Origin of the sequence: Brevibacterium linens ATCC 9172 (assembly GCF_900169165.1) — a bacterium.
GTDB lineage: Bacteria > Actinomycetota > Actinomycetes > Actinomycetales > Brevibacteriaceae > Brevibacterium > Brevibacterium linens.
Window position 1 is genome coordinate 37734 of sequence record NZ_FXYY01000017.1, and the last position, 22087, is coordinate 59820.

Here is a 22087-nt window from a genome sequence, read left to right on the forward strand (position 1 = left end):
GAAAACTTTCACTAATTGTTTGTCTCACGGACTCGAACGCCCCAGATCAGAGCAGTTTCGTCTCCCGGTTTCAGCGTCGACGGCGGGCGAAGGAGACGACCGAGGTGATCATGAGGACCAGGGCGATCAGGGCACCGGCACCGAGAACGGCGAAGCCGAGAGTCGGTGTCGATTTCCTGGCGACGATGTCGGTCGGTGCGAGAGCTTTCGGACTCTCGGACTCATCCGGAGCGGCGGTTTCGGTCTCTTCGGCCTTCGCATCCCCGCGACGATGCATCTTCACCCAATCCGCCAGCTCATCCTCGGCGGAGGAAACGTTTTTGGGCACTTTCGCTTTGACCGCCCCCTGCGGGTCGACGCGGCCCCAGCCGACGATCGGGTCGGGCTTGCCCTTCTTGCTCACGCCCTTGTGACCGTCGACCGGTTCGGCGCTCGACTGCAGTTTGGCGCGGACCTCATCGGCGCTGAGGTCCGGGTTCTCGGAGCGGATGAGCGCTGCCACACCGGAGACGATAGGAGCGGCGAATGAGCACCCCTGACCTTCGGCGTAGCCGCCGCTGTAGTACGGGATGGGAATGTCCTCGGCCGGGCCCATGAGGTCGACGGCCGTGCCGGGGGCGGTGGAGTCGTGAAGGACCTTTCCGTTCTGGTCGAGTCCGCCCACCCCGATGACGCCGGGGACCGTCGACGGCGACCACGCCTGGGTCGCTCCCTGTGAGGCATTGCCGACGCAGGCGACGACGAGCACGTCCTTCTCATAGGCGTAGGCGAAGGATTCGTCCCAGCTCTCCGGCCAACCCGGATCGTCCCAGCCCAAGGACATGTTGATGACCTTCGCACCGGAGTCGACGGCCCACCGGATGGCCTGATCGGCCTGCTCTCGAGTCGATCCGGACTCCTTCGGGCGGTCGGGGCCCAGCCACATCGACGCCGACAGGATCTCTGCGTCCGGGGCGACGCCGGTCGGTCCGGCACCGACTCCTCGGCCGGCGATGACTCCGGCCACGGCGGTGCCGTGGTGGATCGTGGTCTTCCCGCCGATCGGGGTCTTTCCGTCCTTGCCCAAGCCGCTGAAGTCCTTCGACTTCGTCACCACGTCTTTGAGGTCTTCGTGGTCGGTGTTGACGCCGGAGTCGATGACTGCGACCTTGACGCCCTTGCCCGTGGACTTCTTCCATACCGTGTCGATCCCGTAGTCCTTGATGAACCACTGGCCGGGCCCGGCCTTCGGCGCGGCCATGACCGGCTGGGTGGTGCCGACGACGAGTCCGAGGACGACGGTCATGACGGCGAGGAGTCGGGCGGCGCCTCTCACGAGCTCGTCAGCGCAAGATCGAGCGCGGTCCCGTCGAGGATGTCGGTTTCGGAGACCCGAATGTCCAGCGATCCCCCGGCGGCCGTCACTGCCTGGTCGAAGCGGTCGACGGTCCGGGCGAAGATCAGCGATCCGGCGCCGATGACATCGACGCGTCCGGGGTGCATGTACGGCAGATCCGTGCGAGCCTGGCGGTCCATGGACAGGAGACTGCGGGATTCGTCTGCCACGTCCGCGACGCTGATATGCGCTCCGTGGATACGCTCTCGCTGGTAGCTCTCGAGCCCGAGAATACCTGCGGTGATGGTGGTGACGGTGCCGGCGACACCGATGAAGGTCCGCGGTGCGGAGAAGTCGACGATACGGGCCGCCTGGTCGAGCTGGCCGTCGATATCGGCAAGTGCCGCCTGGATCTGAGCGTCGTCGGGTGTCTCGACGGGCATATGGCGCTCGGTCAGACGCACCGACCCGATGTCCATGCTCACTGCCGCTCGGACATCATCGTGGCCGAGGACGAGTTCGGTCGATCCGCCGCCGAGGTCCATGACGACATACGGTCCATCAGCATCCGTGAGCCCGGCAGTGGCGCCGAGGAAGGACAGTCGGGCCTCTTCCTCACCGGCGATGACGTCGGGGACGACGCCGAGGATCGAGAAGATCCCGGCGAAGAACTCATCCCGGTTCTTCACGTCGCGGCTGGCCGAGGTCGCGACGAATCTCAGCTTCTCCGGCTGGTAGTCGGCGGCCACCTCGGCGAATTCCTTCGCCACGGAGAAGGTGCGCTCGAGCGCCTCGGCAGCGAACTCGCCGGTGGCGTCGACGCCTTGGCCGAGGCGGACTATCCGGGTTTCACGGCGCAGGTCCGTGAGGGTGCCGTCGGCGGCGACATCGGCGATGAGCAGACGCAGGGAGTTCGTCCCGCAGTCGAAGGCGGCAACACGCATGGCAGGTCCTAGTCGGTCGGTTCCGGGGTGGCAGCGGCCTCGGCCAGCGGCGGCACATCGCTCATGAACGACAGCGCGCGATCACCGATCGGGTTGACACCGAGCCCGGCGGACAGCGAATGCCCGACGAGGGCGTGGAGGCATTTCACCCGGTTCGGCATTCCGCCGGCGGAGTAGTCCTTGATCTCCTCGACTTCCGCCAGGCCCGCTGCGGACCCGATCTCTGAGCGCACGTCGAGGTAGGCACGGTGCGCGGCGGCATAGGCGGCGGCAAGGTCCTCGTCATCGCCGATCTCGGCGGTCCACTCGGCCATGATTCCCGATGCTTCCAGCCGTGAGCATTCGGACACATAGGCGGGATGGGTGAGGTAGAAGGTCGTCGGGAACGGAGTGCCGTCTTCGAGGCGGGGGGCCGTGGCGACGACGAGGGGTTCACCGGCGGTGCTTCGAGCGGCGATGCCGACGACGCCTCGGGGAATGCGTCCGAGTTGGTCTTCGAGGACTGCGAAATCCGCCTCGGTGCACTCTGTGATCATCAGCTCTTCTCCACGGTGTTTCCGGTCTCCTGAATGGACTCCAGCAACTCAAGGTACCAGGCCTGCTTGCGAACCGGCCGTGCGGACTCGGTTTCGTCGTCCACAGCTTCTTGGTTCGTGACGATGACCGCGTTCTTGCCCTTCTCCACGTAGTACTGGTCTTCACGGGCCTTGCGCTTGATGTAATCGGGGTCCCTGAGGTTCTCGTTCTTCTCCTCGAGGCTCTTGACCTCGGCCTTCGTCGTCTCGATCTCCTCGTTGAGGGCGGCGATCTGCTGGGCCTGCTTGAGGGCGGCGTTCAGGGGCGAGAGGAAGGCGAGGAGGACGGCGGCGATGACGAGGAGGAAGATGCCCGTGCGCAGCGATATGCGGCGGCTCCGCGCCTCGGCGTCCATGCCGGCATCGGCTTCGATGACCGGTTTCGGGCGTCGACGAGGGGCGGCTTTGCCAGGAGCCGATTTCGGGGCACTTCGTCTGGGCTTGCTCGGGACCATGCTTCTTTCCTCTGCGACTGGGGATCGGGGAAGAGTGTCGCAACATCTCCAAGTGTGCCGTGTCCGCATTCTCTGCGCGAGGATTTCGGGCCCGTGGCGTGTTCGGTTCTCACGTATCTTCCATCACGTTGCAGCGTGCTCGCTGACCCTCAGCATCCGGAGCCTCCCCTCACCTTCACCGCCACTCCCTCCCGGCGGCCGCTTCTCCTGCACCTGGCAACGCACCCCTCACCGTTCACGGCAAACCCCCTCGTTCCTGCAGTGGGTTATGCGGCCAACGGTGATGCATGCCCGCAATCTCTTTCCCTCAGACCTCCGATGCCTGCCGATCGCTCCGCGCAAACCTCAACTATCCACAAGGCTACCCACAGCGCGAGGGCGATCTATTGTCTTTTGATGTCATTAGGTGCACTTCAGTGACATGTACAAACTTCTGAGCACCGAGGAAATCGTCCGACTCGGATTCAACCACGCGGACATCCGCGACGAGGTCAACGAACTCAACGCTTCTTTGTCTGGGCACTTCAGCCAACGGGCCGATCAGAGAACGGACGGTTCGAAACCCGACCCGCCGGAGGAGATCGACTCGCACATCTCGGCGGCTCTCATCCACGGCCTGCCTGTCCCCTCCCCCGTCACACACCAGATCGAGGTCGTCCGTCCCGGCGTCAACCGTCGCTTCAAGAGCATCCATGTCCGCGGCAATCAGATTCCACAGGCTCATCGCGCCAGGATCGGGGGTGCCGAGCTCACCACGCTCGAACCCACACTCATCGACGTTGCCCGCAGCTGCAACCTCGACGTCTCCGTGCCCATGATCGATGATGCGCTGCACCGAGAGCTGACGACCAGAGAGAAGATCCTCACGACCCTCGCCCAATCTCTGGAGAAGCGCAACGGCTCCACAGTGCGGTTGGCCATCGACCTGGCTGATTCCCGTCGCGAATCCCCCGCCGAGGCGGTCGCCGCCGGGCGCGACTCGTCATCGAGATCGACGGCACCGGCTAGCTGTATCTCGGCTCAGGTGTTCCCCGACAAGAGCTCGAAGCGGAATGTCGCCGATGGGCAGGCATGAGACGACTGGTGACAGATGGTGGCACGAAAACCGACTACCGGCAGCAGGGAATCGTCACGGCAGGGATGGGAGACCATGAGGTGGGGACGCCGGAGCGGCAGACGACGAGGCGGGGCCGGGGGGTCGATGCGCCCCCCCGCCCCCGCCTCGGGGAGTTCAGGAACCTGCTGACCTCAGGCTTCGAAGCGCGGGAAGGCGCTGCGGCCGGCGTAGCGTGCGGCATCGCCGAGCTGCTCTTCGATGCGCAGCAGCTGGTTGTACTTCGCGACGCGTTCGGACCGGGCCGGGGCACCGGCCTTGATCTGACCGGCGTTGGTCGCCACGGCCAGGTCGGCGATCGTCGTGTCCTCGGTTTCGCCGGAGCGGTGCGAGATCATCGTGGTGTAGCCGTTCGTCTGTGCCAGCGACACAGCGTCGAGGGTCTCTGTCAGGGTGCCGATCTGGTTGACCTTGACCAGCAGCGAGTTCGCCGTGGCGTTGTCGATCCCGCGCTGCAGACGCTCGGGGTTGGTCACGAACAGGTCGTCGCCGACGAGCTGGACCTTCGACCCGATCGTCTCGGTCAGGGTCGCCCAGCCGTCCCAGTCGTTCTCATCGAGGGGGTCCTCGATCGACACGAGCGGGTACTTCGCCAGCAGCTCTTCGTAGTAGGCGGCCATCTCCTCGGCGGTCTTCTTGCCGCCTTCGAACTCGTAGGCTCCGTCGGAGTAGAACTCCGAGGACGCCACGTCGAGGGCAACGGCGATATCGCGTCCGGGACGGTGCCCGGCGATGTCGATGGCCTCGATGATGAGGTCGAGTGCCGCAGCGTTGGAGTCGAGGTTCGGAGCGAATCCGCCCTCGTCGCCGAGCCCGGTCGAGAGTCCGCGCTCCTTGAGCACGCCCTTGAGCGCGTGGTAGACCTCGACGCTCCACTGCAGCGCTTCATGGAAGCTGGCGGCGCCGATCGGGGCGATCATGAATTCCTGGATGTCGACGTTCGAGTCGGCATGGGATCCGCCGTTGAGGATGTTCATCATCGGCACGGGCATGACGTGTGCGTTCGGTCCGCCCAGGTAGCGGTAGAGGGGCAGATCGGCCGAGACCGCTGCCGCGCGAGCCACGGCCAGAGAGGTTCCGAGCATCGCGTTCGCGCCGATGCGGGACTTGTTGTCGGTGCCGTCGAGTTCGATGAGCGCCTGGTCGACGAGACGCTGATCGTCGCTTTCGAGCCCGACGACGACTTCGTGGATTTCGTCGACGACGGCGTCGACGGCCTGGGTGACGCCCTTGCCCAGGTAGCGCTCCGGATCACCGTCGCGCAGCTCCACGGCTTCGAACTCACCGGTGGAGGCACCGGAGGGGACTCCGGCGCGACCGACGGACTCATCGGCCAACAGCACTTCCACCTCGACGGTGGGATTTCCCCGGGAATCCAGGATTTCACGGGCGTTTGCGGCAACGATCTCGGCCACTGAGTACTCCTTAGCGTTCGGTTTCACATGGGGAACATGTGCCTGCAGGACAGCTTAATGCACCGCGCGGCCAGGCTCACCCTCTGTCCGAGCCCCGGTTGGGCTCGGACTCGAGCAGGCAGTGCCGCAGCCGACCCGGCGTCGCCGGGTCCATCCCGTGGGCGAGCAGGTAGGCTTCGACTCCCCCCAGGCGCTCCCCCGTTCGTCGCCGAGGCGGCCCCGTGCTCGGCCGCGATCCGATCGAGGACCTCGTGCATGAGTTCGGCTGGTGCGGCGGTGGCGGTCTGGGCGAGGTTGCCGGAGATGCCTGCATCGGAGAAGTTCCGGGTGATCGCTTCCAGGAATCCCCCGGACAGGTGGGTGGAGGTGATGGCGTATTCGGCGACGATCTCCTCGCGTCCCACGCCGAGGAGCTCGAGCAGGAACGCTCCGATCACACCGGTGCGATCCTTCCCGGCAGAGCAGTGGAAGACCATGCCTTCGGTGCAGTGTTCGGCGATCAGATCGACGGCGACGGCCAGCCGGTGGCCGAAGTGGGCGATCATGAGTTCGTAGATGCGGCCGAGGCTCCGGTCGCGCAGATCAATTCCGGTCGCCTCGGCGGCGGCTTTCATCTCTTCCCTGCTCAGCGGTCGGCTGGGGAAGAAATGGTCATCGAAGACCGGCAGCTCGATATGGCGGACGTCGAGGTCACCGAGCGCATCGGGCAGCTTCGCCCGCTCGCCGATATCGCGCAGATCGATGACGGTGCCGATGCCGAGTCCGCCGATGTCGGCGCGCGCCCGATCGCTCAGCTGCGCCAGACCGTCAGCCCGGAACACCTTCCCGGATCGCACTCGATGCTCCCCCGCCTCGGTGACGGGTCCTCCGAGGTCACGGAAATTGAAGGTGCCTTCGATCTCGAGTCTCTCCAGACTCATGGGGTTCTGTCCTCGTCCCGCACCGCGGCCTTCTCCTCTGCTTTGATCCGACGGTATTCGCGTTCGACGTCATCCAACGATGCCATCTCGTCCCCGGAATCACCGGTGAACGCCAGGGGATGACGACGGATGAGTTTGGCCTCGAGGCCATCGATGATGGCACCGAGGCTGTGCCCGTATACCTGCCCGCTGCTCTCATCGAGCAGGGCGGAGTGGAAGAGCACCTGGTAGAACACATCGCCGAGCTCTTCGATGACGGCCGCCCGGTTCTCAGGCGTGGGTGCGGTCGTGAAATCCTCGAGAGCATCGATGAGTTCGTCGGTCTCCTCCCGAGCGTACTTCTCCAGGCTCTGGTGATCCTGCCGGCTCGACCAGGGGCAGCGTCGCCGCAGAGTCGCCATCGCGTCGATCACCGGTTGCAGCCGCGGTTCGGCCTGACTCGGTCCGATCCGGTCCGTTCCCTGCTCGTCACGTTCACCCACGAAAGATCCTCCTGCCGCCACGAAAGGCCCTCACCACAAGCGGTGAGGGCCGGTTCGCCGGTCACTTCGAGAATTTGTCCTTGACCGATGCGCCGAGGTCCTTGACGGACTCGCCGACGTCCTTGGCTTTGGCCTTGAGCTGATCGGTGGCACCGTCGGCCTTGAGCTCGTCGTCACCGGTCACGTCGCCGACGGCCTCCTTGGCGCGACCACCGAGGTCTTCGGCCCTGTTCTCGAACTTGTCGCCAACACCCATGGGATACTCCTTAGTAGACAGCTGTGTGAGATGCACTTGCTGCTGCAAGCCTCCGCGCTTGGCACTCTACGCCACTGCACTGACACGCGGGCCGGTCGACGATGAACAGTCGGCGAGTTCTCAACCGTTCTTCGCGGCACCGGCTTCCTTGACCTCCGCGGTTTCGGACTCGATGACCGGCAGGATCGCGTCGAGGAACTGGTGAGCCCACCGCAGAACGTCCGAATCGGTCATCTCCTTGGAGTCGAATCCGCTGCCGGCCATCGGTTTGGGCACGAGGACCGAGCGCAACGCCGGTTTGAGCAGCGACTTCGGATACAGGCGTTTGAGCCGGACCACTTGGGAGTCGGAGAGTTCGACGGGTCCGAAGCGGATGAAGTTGCCCTGCATGACGATGTCGTTGACCCCGGAGGCTCGGGCGCGGATGCGCAGCCTGGCCACATCGGCGAGGACGCCGACGGGTTCCGGATAGGGGCCGTAGCGGTCGGTGAGTTCGTCGAGGACCTCCTGCAGCTGTGCTTCGTCGGTCGCCGCAGCAAGCTTCCGATAGGCCTCGAGTCGCAGTCGTTCGTGATCGACGTAGTCGGCCGGCAGGTGGGCGTCGACGGGCAGTTCGATGCGCATGTCGGCCTCGGGCTCGGTCTCCTCACCGCGGAACTTCGCCACGGCCTCGCCGACGAGGCGAACGTAGAGGTCGAAGCCCACACCTTCGATATGGCCCGACTGCTGACCGCCGAGCAGGTTGCCGGCTCCGCGGATCTCGAGGTCCTTCATCGCCACCTGCATCCCGGCCCCCAGTTCAGTGTGCGCGGCCAGGGTCGTCAGACGGTCGTGTGCGGTCTCGGTCAGCTGCGTGTCCGGCGGGTAGAGGAAGTAGGCGTAGGCACGTTCGCGTCCACGGCCCACACGTCCGCGCAGCTGATGCAGTTGGGAGAGCCCGTAGCGGTCGGCATTGTCGATGATGAGCGTGTTCGCATTCGCGATGTCGATTCCTGTTTCGACGATCGTCGTGCACACGAGCACGTCGTACTTCTTCTCCCAGAAGTCGACGATGACCTGTTCGAGTCGTGTCTCGTTCATCTTGCCGTGGGCGATGGCGATCCGCGCCTCGGGCACCATCTCGGCGATGTGACCGGCAACGGCTTCGATATCGCGGACCCTGTTGTGGATGTAGAAGACCTGTCCCTCGCGCATGAGCTCGCGGCGGATCGCTGCCTTGATCTGCTTGTCCTCGCGTTTGCCCACATAGGTCAGCACCGGGTGCCGTTCTTCCGGCGGTGTGGCCAGGGTCGACATCTCGCGGATGCCGGTCACGGCCATCTCCAGGGTGCGCGGGATCGGGGTCGCCGACATGGCGAGGACGTCGACGTTCGTCCGCAGCGCCTTGAGCGTCTCCTTGTGTTCGACGCCGAAGCGCTGCTCCTCGTCGATGATGACGAGTCCGAGTTCCTTGAACCGCACTTCGCCGCTGAGCAGCCGGTGGGTGCCGATGACGAGGTCGAGTCTGCCGTCGGCCAGATCCTCCTTGACCTTCTCGGATTCCTGTTTGGTCTGGAACCGGGAAAGAGCGCCGATGGTGACGGGGAATCCCGAGTAACGTTCGGCGAAGGTCTCATAGTGCTGTTGGACGAGCAGCGTCGTCGGCACGAGCACGGCGACCTGTTTGCCCTCCTGGATCGCCTTGAACGCGGCACGAACCGCGATCTCCGTCTTCCCGTAGCCCACATCGCCGCAGATCAGACGATCCATCGGCACGGTCTTCTCCATGTCCGACTTGACCTCGTCGATGGTGGTCAGCTGGTCGGCGGTCTCCACATAGTGGAAGGCGTCCTCGAGTTCGCGCTGCCAGGGGGTGTCCGGCCCGAACGCGTGGCCGACGGTGGCCTGACGGGCGGAATACAGGCGGATGAGTTCTCCGGCGATCTCCTTGACTGCCTTGCGGGCCTTCGCCTTCGTCGTCTGCCAGTCGGCGCCGCCCATCTTGTTGAGATTCGGGCTCTCCCCGCCGACATAACGGGTGACCTGGTCGAGCGCATCGCTGGGGACATAGAGGCGGTCGCCGGGCTGTCCGCGTTTGGCGGGTGCGTATTCGATGATGAGGTATTCGCGGGTGTGCTTGTTCGCACCCTTGCCCGCGGTCCGCTGCGTCATTTCGACGAATCGCCCGACACCGTGCTGGTCGTGGACGACGTAGTCGCCGGGTGCCAGGTTGAGCGGGTCGACCTGGTTGCGCCGACGGCGGGTGGGCAGCTTGCGCATGTCCCGCGTCGAGGTGGCCGCCGCCCGACCGAGCACATCGGCTTCGGTGAGCACGGCGAGCTTGAGATCGTCGAAGACGAATCCGCCGAAGGAGGCGGCCGTCGTCACGGTCACCAGGGCTTCGGGCAGATCGGTGGGGTCATCGACGAAGGCGGCGGGCACTCCGGCTTCGGAGAACACCTCGACCATGCGTCGGCCGGGCCCCTGGCCCTCGGTGAGCACTAGGATGCGCCACCGGTCGTGGATGAGTCCCTTGACGTCGGCGAGGATCGCTTCGACGTCGCCGGCATAGCCCTTCGGGATGCGCGCGGGAACGGAGAAGATGTTCTCTTCGGGGCCGGCGAGCTCCTCGTCGGCGGCGAATCCGCCGATCTCCCACCAGGCCAGGCCGATGAGGCGAGCGCCGTCGGCCATCTCGGCCACGGTGCGGAAGCTGGCGGCCGACAGGTCGATCGGGGTCTGACCCCCACCGGCGGCTCCGGTCCAGGCGGCTTCGAGGAATTCGTTCGTCGTCTCCACGAGATCCGCGGCGCGGGCGTCGACGCGTTCTGGTTCGGTGATGATGATCTTCGACGTGGGCGGCAGCAGAGCGATGAGCGGCTCCATCCCGTCGGCGAGGACGGCGGTGAGCGACTCCATGCCTTCGACGGCGACTCCGCCGGCGATCTTGTCGAGCATATCGGCGGCGCTGGGGACCTCCTCGGCGAGTTCTGCGGCCCTCTTCCGCACCGAATCGGTCAGGAGCAGCTCCCGGCACGGCGGTGCCGACAGGTCCACGGGTGCGTCACCGTCTTCGGTGGGGATGGAGCGCTGGTCGCTGACGGAGAATTCGCGGATCTCGTCGACCTCGTCGCCGAAGAACTCCACACGCAGCGCCCGCTCCGAGGTGGCCGGGAAGATATCGACGATTCCGCCGCGGACCGCGAATTCGCCGCGTCTGGAGACCATGTCGACGCGGGAGTACGCGAGTTCGGTGAGCCGTTCGGCCAGGGCATCGATCTCACATTCGTCGCCGACGGCGAGCTCGACCGGTTCGATGTCGCCGAGCCCCTTGGCCAGGGGCTGGAGGAAGGCGCGCACGGGCGCGATGATGAAAGTCAGCTCTCGACCGGGAGTGGGATGGGCCAGGCGGCGCAGCACCTCGAGACGCTGACCGACGGTGTCCGAACGCGGCGACAGCTTCTCGTGCGGCAGGGTCTCCCAGCTGGGGAAGATCGCGATCGACGCCGATGGCACCCAGTCGGCCAGCGCCTGGGCGAGGTCTTCGGCCTCACGCGTCGTGGCCGTGACGATGAGCTGCGGCGCAGAGGCCCCGTCGGGGGTGACGGTGCGGCGCAGGATCGACGGCCACAGTCCCTTGATCGCATCGATCGTTCCACCGGCGGTGTTCGCGTCGTTGAAGGCCGCGACGAGTTCGGTGATGGTGGGATTCCGGCGGGTGAGATCAAGTCCGTTGAGCACCCGAACAGTCTAGGCCACGCAGCTGACACGACCCATTCGGCACACGAATCGAAACGGTGGAGGGGCGCGGGAGCCGAAAACGTGTGAGGATGAGCATTCGCTCATGAAGAGAACAGTCCTTTCAGGATTGGCCGCAGCGGCTCTCCTGCTCACAGGGTGCACGGCCGATGCCGATGACGACATCGCCGTCGCCGAACGCTGGGACTTCCGCTCCCGCCCCGAACTCGCCCCGCCGAAGGTCAACATCGATTCCGGGTCCTTCCCCGACGACAACGGAGAGCTGGAGACGTTCCTCGCTCCGAAGGGACAGACGCAGACCGACGACAAGTCCTGGGTGGGCGGCCTCATCCTCGACTCCGCCGGTGACCCGGTGTGGATCCGGAACGAGGCCGAGGCACTGTGGGATCTGCGCGTCCAGGAATATCAGGGGCAGCCGGTGCTCACCTGGTGGGAGGGGCTGGCCGAGACGCCGCACACCGCCGGTGAGGTCGTCATCGTCGACACCTCGTATCGGGAGATCGCCCGTGTCGGCATGGGCGGAGAGCTCCCCAAGGACACCTCCGACCTGCACGAGACGACCATCACCGCCGATGACACCATGTTCCTCATCTCCTATGTCAAGACGCAGACGGATCTGCGCTCCGTCGGCGGAGACGAGGACGGTTGGGCCTGGGAGGGAATCGTCCAGGAGGTCGACATCGCAACCGGTGATCCGCTGTTCGAGTGGCACTCCCTCGATGCCGTCCCCGTCGACCAGCCCGAGGCGGAGCTCAAGGACGGTGAGGGCACGAAGGACGACCCCTTCGACTACATCCACCTCAACTCCGTGTCCGAGGACGACGACGGCAAGTCCCTGCTCGTCTCGGCACGCAACACTCATGCGGTCTACCAGCTCGACCGGACGAGCGCCGACCTCAACTGGGTCCTGGGCGGCAAGGCCTCGGACTTCGAGATGGGCGACGGCGCACAGTTCGCCTGGCAGCACGATGCCCAGCGCCGGTCCGATGGAACGCTGACCCTGTTCGACAACCATGCCGCGCCTCGGCTCGGCGACACCCGCGGTCTGCGCCTCGACGTCGACGAGAAGAAGAAACGCGCCGAGGTGGTCACGGAGTATCCCGCCCCCGACGACCGTTCGTCGGGCAGTCAGGGCAACTTCCAAGAGCTGCCCAACGGCAACGTCGTCCTCGGCTGGGGTTCGGAACCCTACGTCTCCGAATTCTCCAAGGACGGCAAGCTGCTCGCCGATCTGACCTTCACCGGCGGATCGAACTACCGGGCCTACCGGTTCGACTGGCATGCCCAGCCGACCGTTCCCCCGACCGCGACGAAGTCGCAGCCGCAGGCCGACATCACCCGCGTGCACATGAGCTGGAACGGAGCCACCGAGGTGGCTTCGTGGAGAGTGCTCAGCGGAGACGACGAGGAGCACCTGGTCGAGAACACCGAGGTCGAACGCACCGGCTTCGAGACGGCGGCGGACATCACCCCGAACGGTTCGACGATCATCGTCGAAGCTCTCGACGCCGACGGCAAGTCCCTCGGGTCGACCAGAGCGGAGTCCCGGAACAGATAGCTCCAGGGGCTTGCCGGGCCGTGAATATTTCGAGGCGATAACGTGCCTAACGGTACGATCACGATTGACCGGGCGGCCCGGATGTTCGGGGTTCTCCAATCTTCATCGCCCACAATTGGACCATGACCGACCACTCCCCTCGTTTCTCCGCCGAGGAATCCCGCCTCCTCTTCGGCTCTGACTCCACCGACTCCGGCGATCCCCGCACCGGTCGTTCCGCGAATCTCCCGGTCGCGCACCTGAACACCACAGTCGACCGGCCGCATCTGCTCTCTCGGTTCGCTCCGGTGCTGATCGTCCTGGCGGTGATGTGGGTCGTCGAGATCGTCGACGCGATCCTGCCTCTCGACCTCGACGCTTTCAGCCTGCAGTCATGGAATCCGCTCTCGCTCTACGGCTTGATCACCTCGCCGCTGCTGCACTCGGGCTTCGGCCATCTTCTGGCCAATACCTTCCCGTTCTTCGTCCTCGGCATCGTCATCGCGTTCGAGGGCAGGCGGCGCTTCTGGACGGTCACGGGCATGACGGCGCTCAGCTCCGGGCTCGGCGCGTGGCTGACGACTCTGCCCGGCCAGCACATCGTCGGAGCGTCGGGCATCGTCTTCGGATTCTTCGGTTACCTCGCCCTGCGCACGTGGTTCACCGATGACCTTCTGCGCAAGATCATCTACTTCGCGATCGGCCTGTTCATCTTCGTCACCTACGGGGCATCGATGATCTTCGGCATGCTGCCGCAGACCAACGACATCTCGTGGCAGGGCCACCTGTTCGGATTCGCCGGCGGCATCTTCGCCGCGTGGTGGCTGCACCGCCGCCCGGAGACGCAGAAGCCGGCCTGAATCCCGGGCAGCGCCCGCACCCTGATCAGCGGGAGTGGAACTTCTGCTGCATATCGGTGAGTCCGTTGACGATGAGCTCTTCGACGGCGTCGGCGAGGTCGGAGACGAAGATCGGCAGCATCGTGCGTTCGTCCTTCGAGAACGGGCGCAGCACATGATCGGCGGTGTCCTGGCGCCCCCGCGGACGTCCGACTCCTGCTCGCACCCGCAGATAGTCCTTCGTCCCCAATACCGAGGTCATCGAACGCAGACCGTTGTGTCCGCCCTCTCCCCCGCCGAGCTTGGCTCTGATGGCGTCGAAGGGGATGTCCACATCGTCGTGGACGGCGATGATTCGATCGGTGCCGATTCCGTAGAAGTCAGCCAGCGCGCGCACCGGTCCGCCGGATTCGTTCATGTATCCCGTCGAGGTGGCCAGCACCACCCGCGGACCGGGCAGTCCGGGCACGCTGCCGCCGGGCAGTCGCCCGGTGCCGACGTTCGCGCGCAGCTTCGTCCGTGTCAGTGAAGTTCCGATGCGGGAGGCGAGTTCGGCGATGACCATCTGTCCGATGTTGTGCCGGGTCGATTCGTACTTGGGTCCGGGATTGCCCAGTCCGAAGACCAACCATGCGTCGTTCGACATTGCCGTCCTTGTCCGTCGTGTCCGTGCCCGATGACCGGGAAGTGATGCTGCTGCTCGCTGCCGGGCGAGTCAGCTGCCGGGTTCTCTCCTGACACACATATTCGGTGGGCCGCCCACCGGGCGACCCACCGAACCGCGTAGTCAGTCAGTGCTCCTCACGGCACCTTTGGGTGCAGCGAGGAGAGAAGATCACTCCTCTTCGGAGGCCTCTTCTGCACCGGACTCCTCAGCAGCCTCGTCCTCGGTCGACTCTTCAGCAGACTCTTCCTCGGCATCGGACTCGGTGTCCATCTCGATCTCTTCGGAGACGTTGACGATGAGCTGCTCTTCGTCGGCGACGAGCTCGACGCCTGCAGGCAACTCGACCTGACCGGCCAGGAGGTGCTCGCCGGCGGGACGGCCTTCGATGGAGACCTCGATGATCTCGGGCAGCTTGGTCGCATCGGCCTTGATGGCGATGGTCGACTCTTCCTGCGAGACCATGGTGCCGGGAGCGGCTTCTCCGACGACGTGGATCGGCACGTCGACCTCGATCTTCTCGCCGCGCTTGACGATGATGAGGTCGAGGTGTTCGATATCGCGACGGACGGGTTCGATCTGCACGTCACGCGCAATGGCGAGGACGTTCTTCGATCCGTCGGTGCTTTCGATCTCGAGCAGAGCGTTGGCGTGCTTGAGAGCCAGCATGGTGGCGTGGCCCTCGAGCGACACGTGCACGGGATCTCCGCCGTGACCGTAGATGACCGCGGGGATGCGTCCCGCGCGGCGGATGCGGCGCGCTGCGCCCTTGCCGAACTCGTTGCGAGCTTCGGCCAGAAGTTTGAAGTCAGCCATTTTCTTCCCTTCGTGGTGAACTTACCTTCGAGCACCACGGCGAAACAGCCTGAGCACCCACGCGAATCTCGAACCCCGTGGGCTCGCTTCGTGGGACAGGACCGCGTCGATCACGGAGACATCAGTCTCCCTCGCCGAGGCAACCCGGCTATTCTACGGCACCGTCTGTCTCGGCACCAATCCGAGAGGTCACGGCCGCAGCACACGCGTCGATTCCGGATTCGGTGAGAAGGATGTCGTAGTGGTTCGTCCCCTGCACGTCGACGATGTCCATCCGCGGCCACCGACGAGCGAAGTCGTCGATCGTCTCCGGCGGGTACAGCCCCGGTTCGGCGGCGACGAGGTCGCGTTCGGCGAAGAGGAAGACCACCTCGGCCTGGGAGTCATCACTGCCCATGACCGCATCCAGGGCTTCCCGGTAGGCGGAGCCGGTGTACATATCGGCCGAATCGGCCTGCATCGCCTCCACCGAGGTCGACGGCTGGAACGAGTGATCGTCTTTGGCCGCCAGATCGTAGACGAAGCTCTCGGTCGCCACGGTGTCGAGACCGTCGACGAACGCGGGATGAGCGGCGAAGAACGCCAAGTACTCCTCCACACTGCCGAAGCTCATCGACAGCCGCTCGGCGGCCGGGCCGAGGACGGCGGCGATGAGGTCATCGGTGTCGAGGTCCTCGTCGTTGAGGTCATCGACCGGTCCGTCGCCATGGGACTGCCCCACCGGCAGGGGAAGGCCCCCGTCGATGAGGACGGGACCACGGAAGCGGCGGGCCGCCTCGGCGCCGGTCTCGAGGTTCTGCGCACCCGCCGTTCCGGCCAGGGTCATCGCGACGAACCCGCCCATGGAATGCCCGACCAGGGTGACCGGGCCCTCCGGAGCGAAGGCATCGACGGCGGCGATGACATCCTGCGCGTGCGCGGCTATCCCGAACGGGCCGGGCAGGGTGCGGGAGTCGGCTCGGCCGCGCAGGTCGGGGCCGATGATGCGGATGCCGGGCAGGGAGGAGACGAGGCCCGCGAAGAAGAGATGATTGGAGGTGATGCCGTGGATGACGCACACGGTGGGGACACGGCCGGGACCGCTCGCCACCGGCTCCCACACTCCCACGGACAGCTGTCCGCCGGGGACGTCCACGCGGTACCGGTTGTAATCGTGTGAGGACATCGTCACTGATCCCTTCGCTTAGGCGTTGTCTCCAGTGTAGGACCTCACGGCAGTCCAGACGATGCGAACCCCGAGTCGCATCGACTCGGGGTTCGCATCAGATCCGGCGCGATTGCGCGGATCACGGGGCCTCAGCCCTCGGGATCAGACTTCGAAGAGGCTCGTGACCGATCCGTCTTCGAAGACCTCGTGCACGGCACGGGCGATGAGCGGAGCGATGGAGAGCACGGTGAGCTTGTCGAAGATCTTGTCCTCACTCAGCGGCAGAGTGTTCGTGACGATGACCTCTTCGGCCACGGAGTTCGACAGACGCTCGACGGCCGGGCCGGAGAACACGGCGTGGGTGGACACGACGATGACGCCCTTGGCGCCGGCGGCCATGCAGGCATCGGCGGCCTGGACGATGGTGCCGCCGGTGTCGATCATGTCGTCGACGAGCACGCAGGTGCGCCCCTCGACCTCACCGACGACGCGGTTGGCCTTGGTCTCGTTCGGTCGGGTGATGTCACGGGTCTTATGGATGAAGGCCAGCGGCACTCCGCCCAGCGAGTTCGACCAGTTCTCGGCGACCTTGATGCGGCCGGCGTCGGGCGAGACCACGGCGAGGTCGCCGGGATACTTGTCCTTGACGTAGCCGGCGAGGATCGGCATCGCGATCAGGTGGTCGACGGGGCCGTCGAAGTAGCCCTGGATCTGCGCGGTGTGCAGGTCGACGGTGATGATGCGGTCGGCGCCGGCGGTCTTGTACAGATCGGCGACGAGACGGGCGGAGATCGGTTCGCGTCCGCGGTGCTTCTTGTCCTGCCTGGCGTACGGGAAGAACGGAGCGATGACGGTGATGCGCTTGGCCGAAGCACGCTTGAGCGCGTCGACCATGATCAGCTGCTCCATCAGCCATTCGTTGATGGGAGCGCAGTGGGACTGCAGGACGAAGACGTCGCTGCCGCGCACTGACTCGGAGTAGCGGACGTAGATCTCGCCGTTCGCGAAGTTGTAGATGTCGGTGGGGAGGAGTTCGGTCCCCAGATTCTCCGCGACTTGTTCGGCGAGTTCGGGATTCGCCCGACCGCTGACCAGGACGAGCTTCTTATCGCCCGCCGTCGTTATCTCATTCACTGATCCGTTCCCCTTCGGATGCGTTTTCGGCCGCCTGCGCTGCGGGCGTGCCGGGACGGTTTGTCTGGACCCAGCCCTCCAGGTTGCGCTGCGGGGCCACCGAGATGGCCAGCGCTCCTGCAGGGACATCCTTGCGCACCGTCGTGCTTGCACCCGAATAGGCGCCGTCGCCCACGGTGACAGGGGCGACATACATATTGTCCGAGCCCATGCGTGCATGCTTGCCGATGACGGTGCGGTGCTTGTTGACGCCGTCGTAGTTGACGAACACCGAGGCCGCTCCGATGTTCGACCCCTCCCCGATCTCAGCATCGCCGACGTAGGAGAGATGGGGCACCTTCGCACCCTTGCCGATATCGGCGTTCTTCGTCTCCACGAAGGTGCCGATCTTTCCGGACTCGCCGAGTTTGGTGCCCGGCCTCAGGTAGGCGAACGGTCCGACGTTGGCTTCCGGGCCGACGACGGCGAGTTCACCGTGGGCGCGCACGACCTTGGCGTTCTCCCCCACTTCGGTGTCCTTGAGCGTGGTGTCGGGGCCGACGACGGCGCCGGCTCCGATGTCGGTGGCGCCCAGCAGCTGGGTGCCCGGCAGGATCGTCGCATCGGCGGCGATGGAGACGTCGACGTCGATCCACGTGGTGTCGGGATCGATGATGGAGACTCCGGCACGCATGAACTTCTCACACTGCCGGCGGTTGAGCTCTTTGCCGAGGTTCGCCAGCTGCACACGGTCGTTCGCTCCCTCGACCTGCCACAGGTCGTCGGTCGCGGTGGCGGCAACGGACAGACCGGCCTGACGGGAGAAGCCGATGACATCGGTGAGGTATTTCTCACCCTGCGCGTTGTCGGTGGTCAGAGAGGCCAGGCCCTGCCGCAGTGCGGAGGCGTCGAAGGCGTAGATTCCGGAGTTGATCTCACGGATGGCCCGTTCGGTCTCGCTCGCATCCTTCTGCTCGACGATGCTCAGCAGGGCACCGTTCGCATCGCGGACGATGCGGCCGTACCCGGTCGGGTCGGCCACCTCGGCGGACAGGACGGTCACGGCGTTGGCGTCGGATTCATGGATCTCGACGAGCCCGTTGATCGTCTCCGTGGTCAGCAGGGGCACATCGCCGTAGGTGACGACGACGGTTCCGCTGAGGTCCTCGGGCAGCTGTGTCAGTGCGCATTCGGTGGCCCGCCCGGTGCCCGGGACGTCATCCTGGTCGGCGATGAGCAGGCTCCGCTGGGAGGACACGGGAAGGGAGTCGAGGTGGGCGACGAGCTGATCGCGCTCGTGGCGGACGACGACGATGAGGTGTTCGGGAGAGGTTCCCGCCGCGGCGGCGACGGAGTGGTGGAGCAGGGAGCGGCCGCCGATGGGATGCATCACCTTGGGAAGAGCCGACTTCATTCGAGTGCCTTGGCCCGCTGCCAGAACGATGACGGCGGTCGGATGAGTCTGCGACATAGTTGAATCCTTCGCATGTCGGGTTGGGCCAGCTCCGCCCATAGGATTCGAACCTATACTGCACGGCTCCAAAGGCCGGCGTGCTGCCATTACACCAGGGCGGAACAGCGTGCACCAGTAGAGGGGCCCGCGCTCACGAGACACCATCATGCCACTACGATTAACTGTATGGAAATTCTACGCGAGATTCTGCTGACCCTGCATCTGCTGGGCATGGCCATCATCGTCGGCGGCTATTTCACCGTCGTCCGCTCCCCCAGAGTGATGCCCGGTATGCTGCACGGCGCCTATCTGCAGCTGATCACAGGACTGCTGCTCGTGGGCCTGGCCGAGATGGGCGATGACGACGTCAACCATATGAAGATCGGCATCAAACTGGTCGTGGCGATCCTCGTCACGGTCTTCGCCTTCATCGGCAACCGGAAGCAGAAGGCGTTCACGGCCTCTGCCCCTGCCGAAGGCGGTGCCGTGGCGGTGAAGAACCCGTCGGCGACCATGGCTCACCTGGTGGTGGCCTTCGCCGTCATCAACGTCATCGTGGCCGTCTTCATCCACTGACCCTCCCCAATTGCTACCTGACGGCGGCTCAGCAACCTGGCGCGAGGTTGCTGAGCCGCCGTCGGGTAGTTCTGAGGGGTGGGGGCTCGTGTCTGGGGCTGACGGTATCGTTGGGGGCGACATGACTGCTGCAGCTGAACACACGAACCATGCCGCCGGCGCCGACTCCCGAGCGGCCGAACTCCTCACCGGGCTCAACCCCAGGCAGCGCGAGGCCGTGATCCATACGGGATCCCCGCTGCTCATCGTCGCCGGGGCCGGATCGGGCAAGACGACCGTGCTCACCCGACGCATCGCCTACGCCCTGGCCACCGGTCGAGCCCATCCCGGCGAGGTCCTGGCGATCACGTTCACGAACAAGGCCGCCAAGGAGATGGCCGAACGCGTGTCCTCGATCGTCGGGCCCGCTTCCCGTGCCATGTGGGTCTCGACGTTCCACTCCTCGTGCGTGCGCATCCTCCGCCGCGAAGCGAAGGTGCTGGGCATGAAATCGAACTTCACGATCTACGACGCCCAGGACGCGCAACGGCTCGTCGCCCAGATCCTCAAGGAGCTCGGACTCGACACGAAGAAGTACGCTCCGCGGGCGATCCTGCACCGGATCTCGAACCTCAAGAACGAACTGCAGACCCCCGATGACTTCATCCCGCGGCCCAACAATCCCGCCGACGAGGTGCTCGCCGACGTCTTCAAGCGCTACACCTCCCGTCTGCGGCTGGCCAATGCCTTCGACTTCGACGATCTCATCGCAGAGACCGTCCATCTCTTCGGCGCCTTCCCCGAGGTGGCCGATTCCTACCGTCGTCGGTTCCGCCATATCCTCGTCGACGAGTACCAGGACACGAACCCGGCACAGTACGCCCTGATCAAGGCCCTCGCCGGTGACGGTGCGGGAGGTCCGACGGGAGCCGAACTCACCGTCGTCGGCGACGCCGACCAGTCGATCTATGCCTTCCGCGGCGCCACGGTGCGCAATATCGTCGAATTCGAGAAGGACTTTCCGAACGCGGACACCATTCTCTTGGAGCAGAACTACCGGTCGACACAGAACATCCTCGACGCGGCCAACGCCGTGATCGCGAACAACGACGACCGCCGGGAGAAGAAACTGTGGACCTCGGAGGGCTCCGGCGAGCAGATCGTCGGCTGGGTGGCCGAGAACGAACAAGGTGAAGCCCGGTTCATCGTCGACCGCATCGACGACCTCATCGACGAGGAGACGTACACCTACGGTGACTTCGCCGTGTTCTACCGCACGAACGCTCAATCGCGCGCCATCGAAGACGCACTGGTCCGCTCCGGAATCCCGTACAAGGTCGTCGGCGGCACCCGCTTCTACGAACGCAAGGAGATCAAGGACGCCCTCGCCTACCTGCGCGTCGTCGCCAACCCCGATGACGACGTCAACCTGCGCCGCATCCTCAATGTGCCCAAACGCTCCATCGGCGACCGCACCGAAGGCATCATCGCCGACTTCGCCGACCGAGAGAGCATCAGCTTCTATACCGCTCTGGGCCGCCTCGACGAGATCCCGCATCTGAGTTCGCGCGCACTGACCTCGGTGCAGAAGTTCTACGACCTCATGCAGGATCTGCGCTCCACCGCCGAGTCCTCCCCGCTCTCCCGCGTCATCGAGGCGATCCTCGAGCAGTCCGGATACCTCGAATCCCTGCAGAAGAGCACCGACCCGCAGGACGAATCCCGAGTCGACAACCTCGCCGAGCTCGTCGCCGTGGCCGAGGATTTCGTCGCCACTCGCGAGGCCGCCGCGGTTGCCCAACGAGACACCCGGGACGACACAGACACCGGCACCGGCACCGGCACCGAGACGACCGCCGCAGAGACGACCGATGCAGAGTCCGAAACCGCCGCCGAGGCGGTCGATCCCGCCGTCGATGACGCCGGTTCCGCTGTCGCCTCCACCGCTGCCGGCGTCGGTCCCGCAGCCATCGATCAGTTCCTCGAGCAGGTGGCTCTGGCCTCGGATACGGATCAGATCCCCGATGCCGAACTCGGTCAGGTCACGCTGATGACTCTGCACACGGCCAAGGGCTTGGAGTTCCCGGTGGTCTTCCTCACCGGGCTCGAAGACGGAGGATTCCCGCATTCGCGTTCCTTTGAGAATCCGCAGGAGCTGTCGGAAGAACGACGTCTGGCCTATGTCGGGCTCACCCGAGCTCGGCAGCGGCTGCTCGTCACTCGCGCCGAAACACGGAGCATGTGGGGTCAGCCTCAGTACAATCCGCCGAGCCGGTTCCTCTCCGAGATCCCGGAGAACCTCATCAACTGGGAGAACACGGGAAGCTTCTCCGGTGGCTTCGGGTCCGGAGGCTTCGGCTCCGGTGGTCACGGTTCCAGTGGATTCGGCTCCGGCGGCTATTCCCGCGGTTTCGGGTCGTCGCGGTCGTCCGGCGGCAGTTCCCGCTCACGCTCGAGTGCGAGTTCATCGACACCGGTCGCCGGATTCCCCAACCGGATCCGCCCCAACCGCGAGGTCATCTCCGTCGAGGTCGGTGAGAAGGTCTCACACGAGTCCTTCGGGCTCGGCACCGTCACCGAGGTCAACGGCGTCGGAGACAAGACCGTGGCCGTCGTCGACTTCGGCTCGGCCGGATCGAAGCGGCTGCTGCTGCGCTACGCCCCGATCGACAAACTCAGCTGAGCCGACCGCTTCGGTGGACGCACGGTCCGGCACCGTGCCGCGAATAGAGAGAGCGCCGAGGAGAAC

19 protein-coding genes and 1 tRNA gene are annotated in these 22087 nt (G+C 65.3%); 5 read left to right on the forward strand and 15 right to left on the reverse strand.

Annotated features, from left to right (window positions below; translation table 11 throughout):
- Nucleotides 1-70: 70 nt before the first annotated feature.
- The 4 genes from BLIN9172_RS12675 to BLIN9172_RS12690 are packed head-to-tail and all read right to left on the reverse strand — an operon-like array spanning nucleotide 71 to nucleotide 3289.
- A complete protein-coding gene (locus BLIN9172_RS12675) occupies nucleotides 71-1315 on the reverse strand; it encodes a S8 family peptidase (RefSeq protein WP_240812115.1) in 1245 nt (414 codons plus the stop codon).
- On the reverse strand, nucleotides 1312-2259 hold the full coding sequence (locus tag BLIN9172_RS12680; RefSeq protein WP_101555398.1) for a Ppx/GppA phosphatase family protein: 948 nt from the start codon (nucleotides 2257-2259) through the stop codon (nucleotides 1312-1314). The genes BLIN9172_RS12675 and BLIN9172_RS12680 overlap by 4 nt, the downstream gene beginning before the upstream one ends.
- Nucleotides 2260-2267: 8 nt before the next feature.
- Entirely contained in the window at nucleotides 2268-2795 is a 528-nt protein-coding gene (locus BLIN9172_RS12685; RefSeq protein WP_101555399.1) for a DUF501 domain-containing protein, read from the reverse strand.
- Nucleotides 2795-3289 (reverse strand): septum formation initiator family protein, encoded by a 495-nt coding sequence (locus BLIN9172_RS12690; protein WP_101555400.1) that lies wholly within the window; start codon nucleotides 3287-3289, stop codon nucleotides 2795-2797. The genes BLIN9172_RS12685 and BLIN9172_RS12690 overlap by 1 nt, the downstream gene beginning before the upstream one ends.
- Nucleotides 3290-3710: 421 nt before the next feature.
- On the opposite strand from BLIN9172_RS12690, the gene BLIN9172_RS12695 reads away from it, so the two are divergent.
- Nucleotides 3711-4364, forward strand: coding sequence for a hypothetical protein (locus BLIN9172_RS12695; protein ID WP_101555401.1), 654 nt, complete (start codon nucleotides 3711-3713; stop codon nucleotides 4362-4364).
- 173 nt (nucleotides 4365-4537) lie between these two features.
- Here BLIN9172_RS12695 and eno read toward each other — a convergent pair whose 3' ends face one another.
- The 5 genes from eno to mfd form a co-directional block, all read right to left on the reverse strand.
- The gene (eno, locus tag BLIN9172_RS12700; RefSeq protein ID WP_101555402.1) at nucleotides 4538-5818 is read right to left on the reverse strand and encodes a phosphopyruvate hydratase; all 1281 of its coding nucleotides are present in this window, start codon (nucleotides 5816-5818) and stop codon (nucleotides 4538-4540) included.
- Nucleotides 5819-5841: 23 nt separating this feature from the next.
- A complete protein-coding gene (locus BLIN9172_RS12705; RefSeq protein ID WP_240812114.1) occupies nucleotides 5842-6738 on the reverse strand; it encodes a tyrosine-protein phosphatase in 897 nt (298 codons plus the stop codon).
- Nucleotides 6735-7220, reverse strand: a complete 486-nt coding sequence (locus BLIN9172_RS12710) for a MazG nucleotide pyrophosphohydrolase domain-containing protein (protein ID WP_240812113.1) — start codon at nucleotides 7218-7220, stop codon at nucleotides 6735-6737. The genes BLIN9172_RS12705 and BLIN9172_RS12710 overlap by 4 nt, the downstream gene beginning before the upstream one ends.
- Before the next feature lie 61 nt (nucleotides 7221-7281).
- Entirely contained in the window at nucleotides 7282-7476 is a 195-nt protein-coding gene (locus BLIN9172_RS12715; protein WP_101555403.1) for a CsbD family protein, read from the reverse strand.
- Nucleotides 7477-7596: 120 nt separating this feature from the next.
- Nucleotides 7597-11196 (reverse strand): transcription-repair coupling factor, encoded by a 3600-nt coding sequence (gene mfd / locus BLIN9172_RS12720; protein WP_101555404.1) that lies wholly within the window; start codon nucleotides 11194-11196, stop codon nucleotides 7597-7599.
- Nucleotides 11197-11299: 103 nt separating this feature from the next.
- Between mfd and BLIN9172_RS12725 the strand changes: the two genes are divergently transcribed.
- Both BLIN9172_RS12725 and BLIN9172_RS12730 read left to right on the forward strand, forming a co-directional pair.
- Complete coding sequence (locus tag BLIN9172_RS12725; RefSeq protein ID WP_101555405.1) at nucleotides 11300-12772, forward strand: arylsulfotransferase family protein; 1473 nt, start codon at nucleotides 11300-11302, stop codon at nucleotides 12770-12772.
- 122 nt (nucleotides 12773-12894) lie between these two features.
- Nucleotides 12895-13611, forward strand: a complete 717-nt coding sequence (locus BLIN9172_RS12730; protein WP_101555406.1) for a rhomboid family intramembrane serine protease — start codon at nucleotides 12895-12897, stop codon at nucleotides 13609-13611.
- A gap of 25 nt (nucleotides 13612-13636) precedes the next feature.
- Here BLIN9172_RS12730 and pth read toward each other — a convergent pair whose 3' ends face one another.
- From pth to BLIN9172_RS12760, 6 genes are all read right to left on the reverse strand, one after another.
- Complete coding sequence (pth, locus tag BLIN9172_RS12735; RefSeq protein WP_101555407.1) at nucleotides 13637-14236, reverse strand: aminoacyl-tRNA hydrolase; 600 nt, start codon at nucleotides 14234-14236, stop codon at nucleotides 13637-13639.
- Nucleotides 14237-14425: 189 nt separating this feature from the next.
- Nucleotides 14426-15070 (reverse strand): 50S ribosomal protein L25/general stress protein Ctc, encoded by a 645-nt coding sequence (locus tag BLIN9172_RS12740; RefSeq protein ID WP_101555408.1) that lies wholly within the window; start codon nucleotides 15068-15070, stop codon nucleotides 14426-14428.
- 148 nt (nucleotides 15071-15218) lie between these two features.
- Nucleotides 15219-16235, reverse strand: a complete 1017-nt coding sequence (locus BLIN9172_RS12745) for an alpha/beta hydrolase (protein WP_101555409.1) — start codon at nucleotides 16233-16235, stop codon at nucleotides 15219-15221.
- A gap of 144 nt (nucleotides 16236-16379) precedes the next feature.
- The gene (locus BLIN9172_RS12750) at nucleotides 16380-17351 is read right to left on the reverse strand and encodes a ribose-phosphate diphosphokinase (protein WP_025777652.1); all 972 of its coding nucleotides are present in this window, start codon (nucleotides 17349-17351) and stop codon (nucleotides 16380-16382) included.
- Nucleotides 17344-18801 (reverse strand): bifunctional UDP-N-acetylglucosamine diphosphorylase/glucosamine-1-phosphate N-acetyltransferase GlmU, encoded by a 1458-nt coding sequence (gene glmU, locus BLIN9172_RS12755; protein ID WP_101555410.1) that lies wholly within the window; start codon nucleotides 18799-18801, stop codon nucleotides 17344-17346. The genes BLIN9172_RS12750 and glmU overlap by 8 nt, the downstream gene beginning before the upstream one ends.
- 32 nt (nucleotides 18802-18833) lie before the next feature.
- A tRNA-Gln gene (locus BLIN9172_RS12760) sits at nucleotides 18834-18905 on the reverse strand.
- Between the two features lie 64 nt (nucleotides 18906-18969).
- On the opposite strand from BLIN9172_RS12760, the gene BLIN9172_RS12765 reads away from it, so the two are divergent.
- Nucleotides 18970-19359 (forward strand): hypothetical protein, encoded by a 390-nt coding sequence (locus BLIN9172_RS12765; protein ID WP_101555411.1) that lies wholly within the window; start codon nucleotides 18970-18972, stop codon nucleotides 19357-19359.
- Nucleotides 19360-19480: 121 nt separating this feature from the next.
- Entirely contained in the window at nucleotides 19481-22021 is a 2541-nt protein-coding gene (locus tag BLIN9172_RS12770; RefSeq protein WP_101555412.1) for a UvrD-helicase domain-containing protein, read from the forward strand.
- Nucleotides 22022-22087 lie beyond the last annotated feature (66 nt).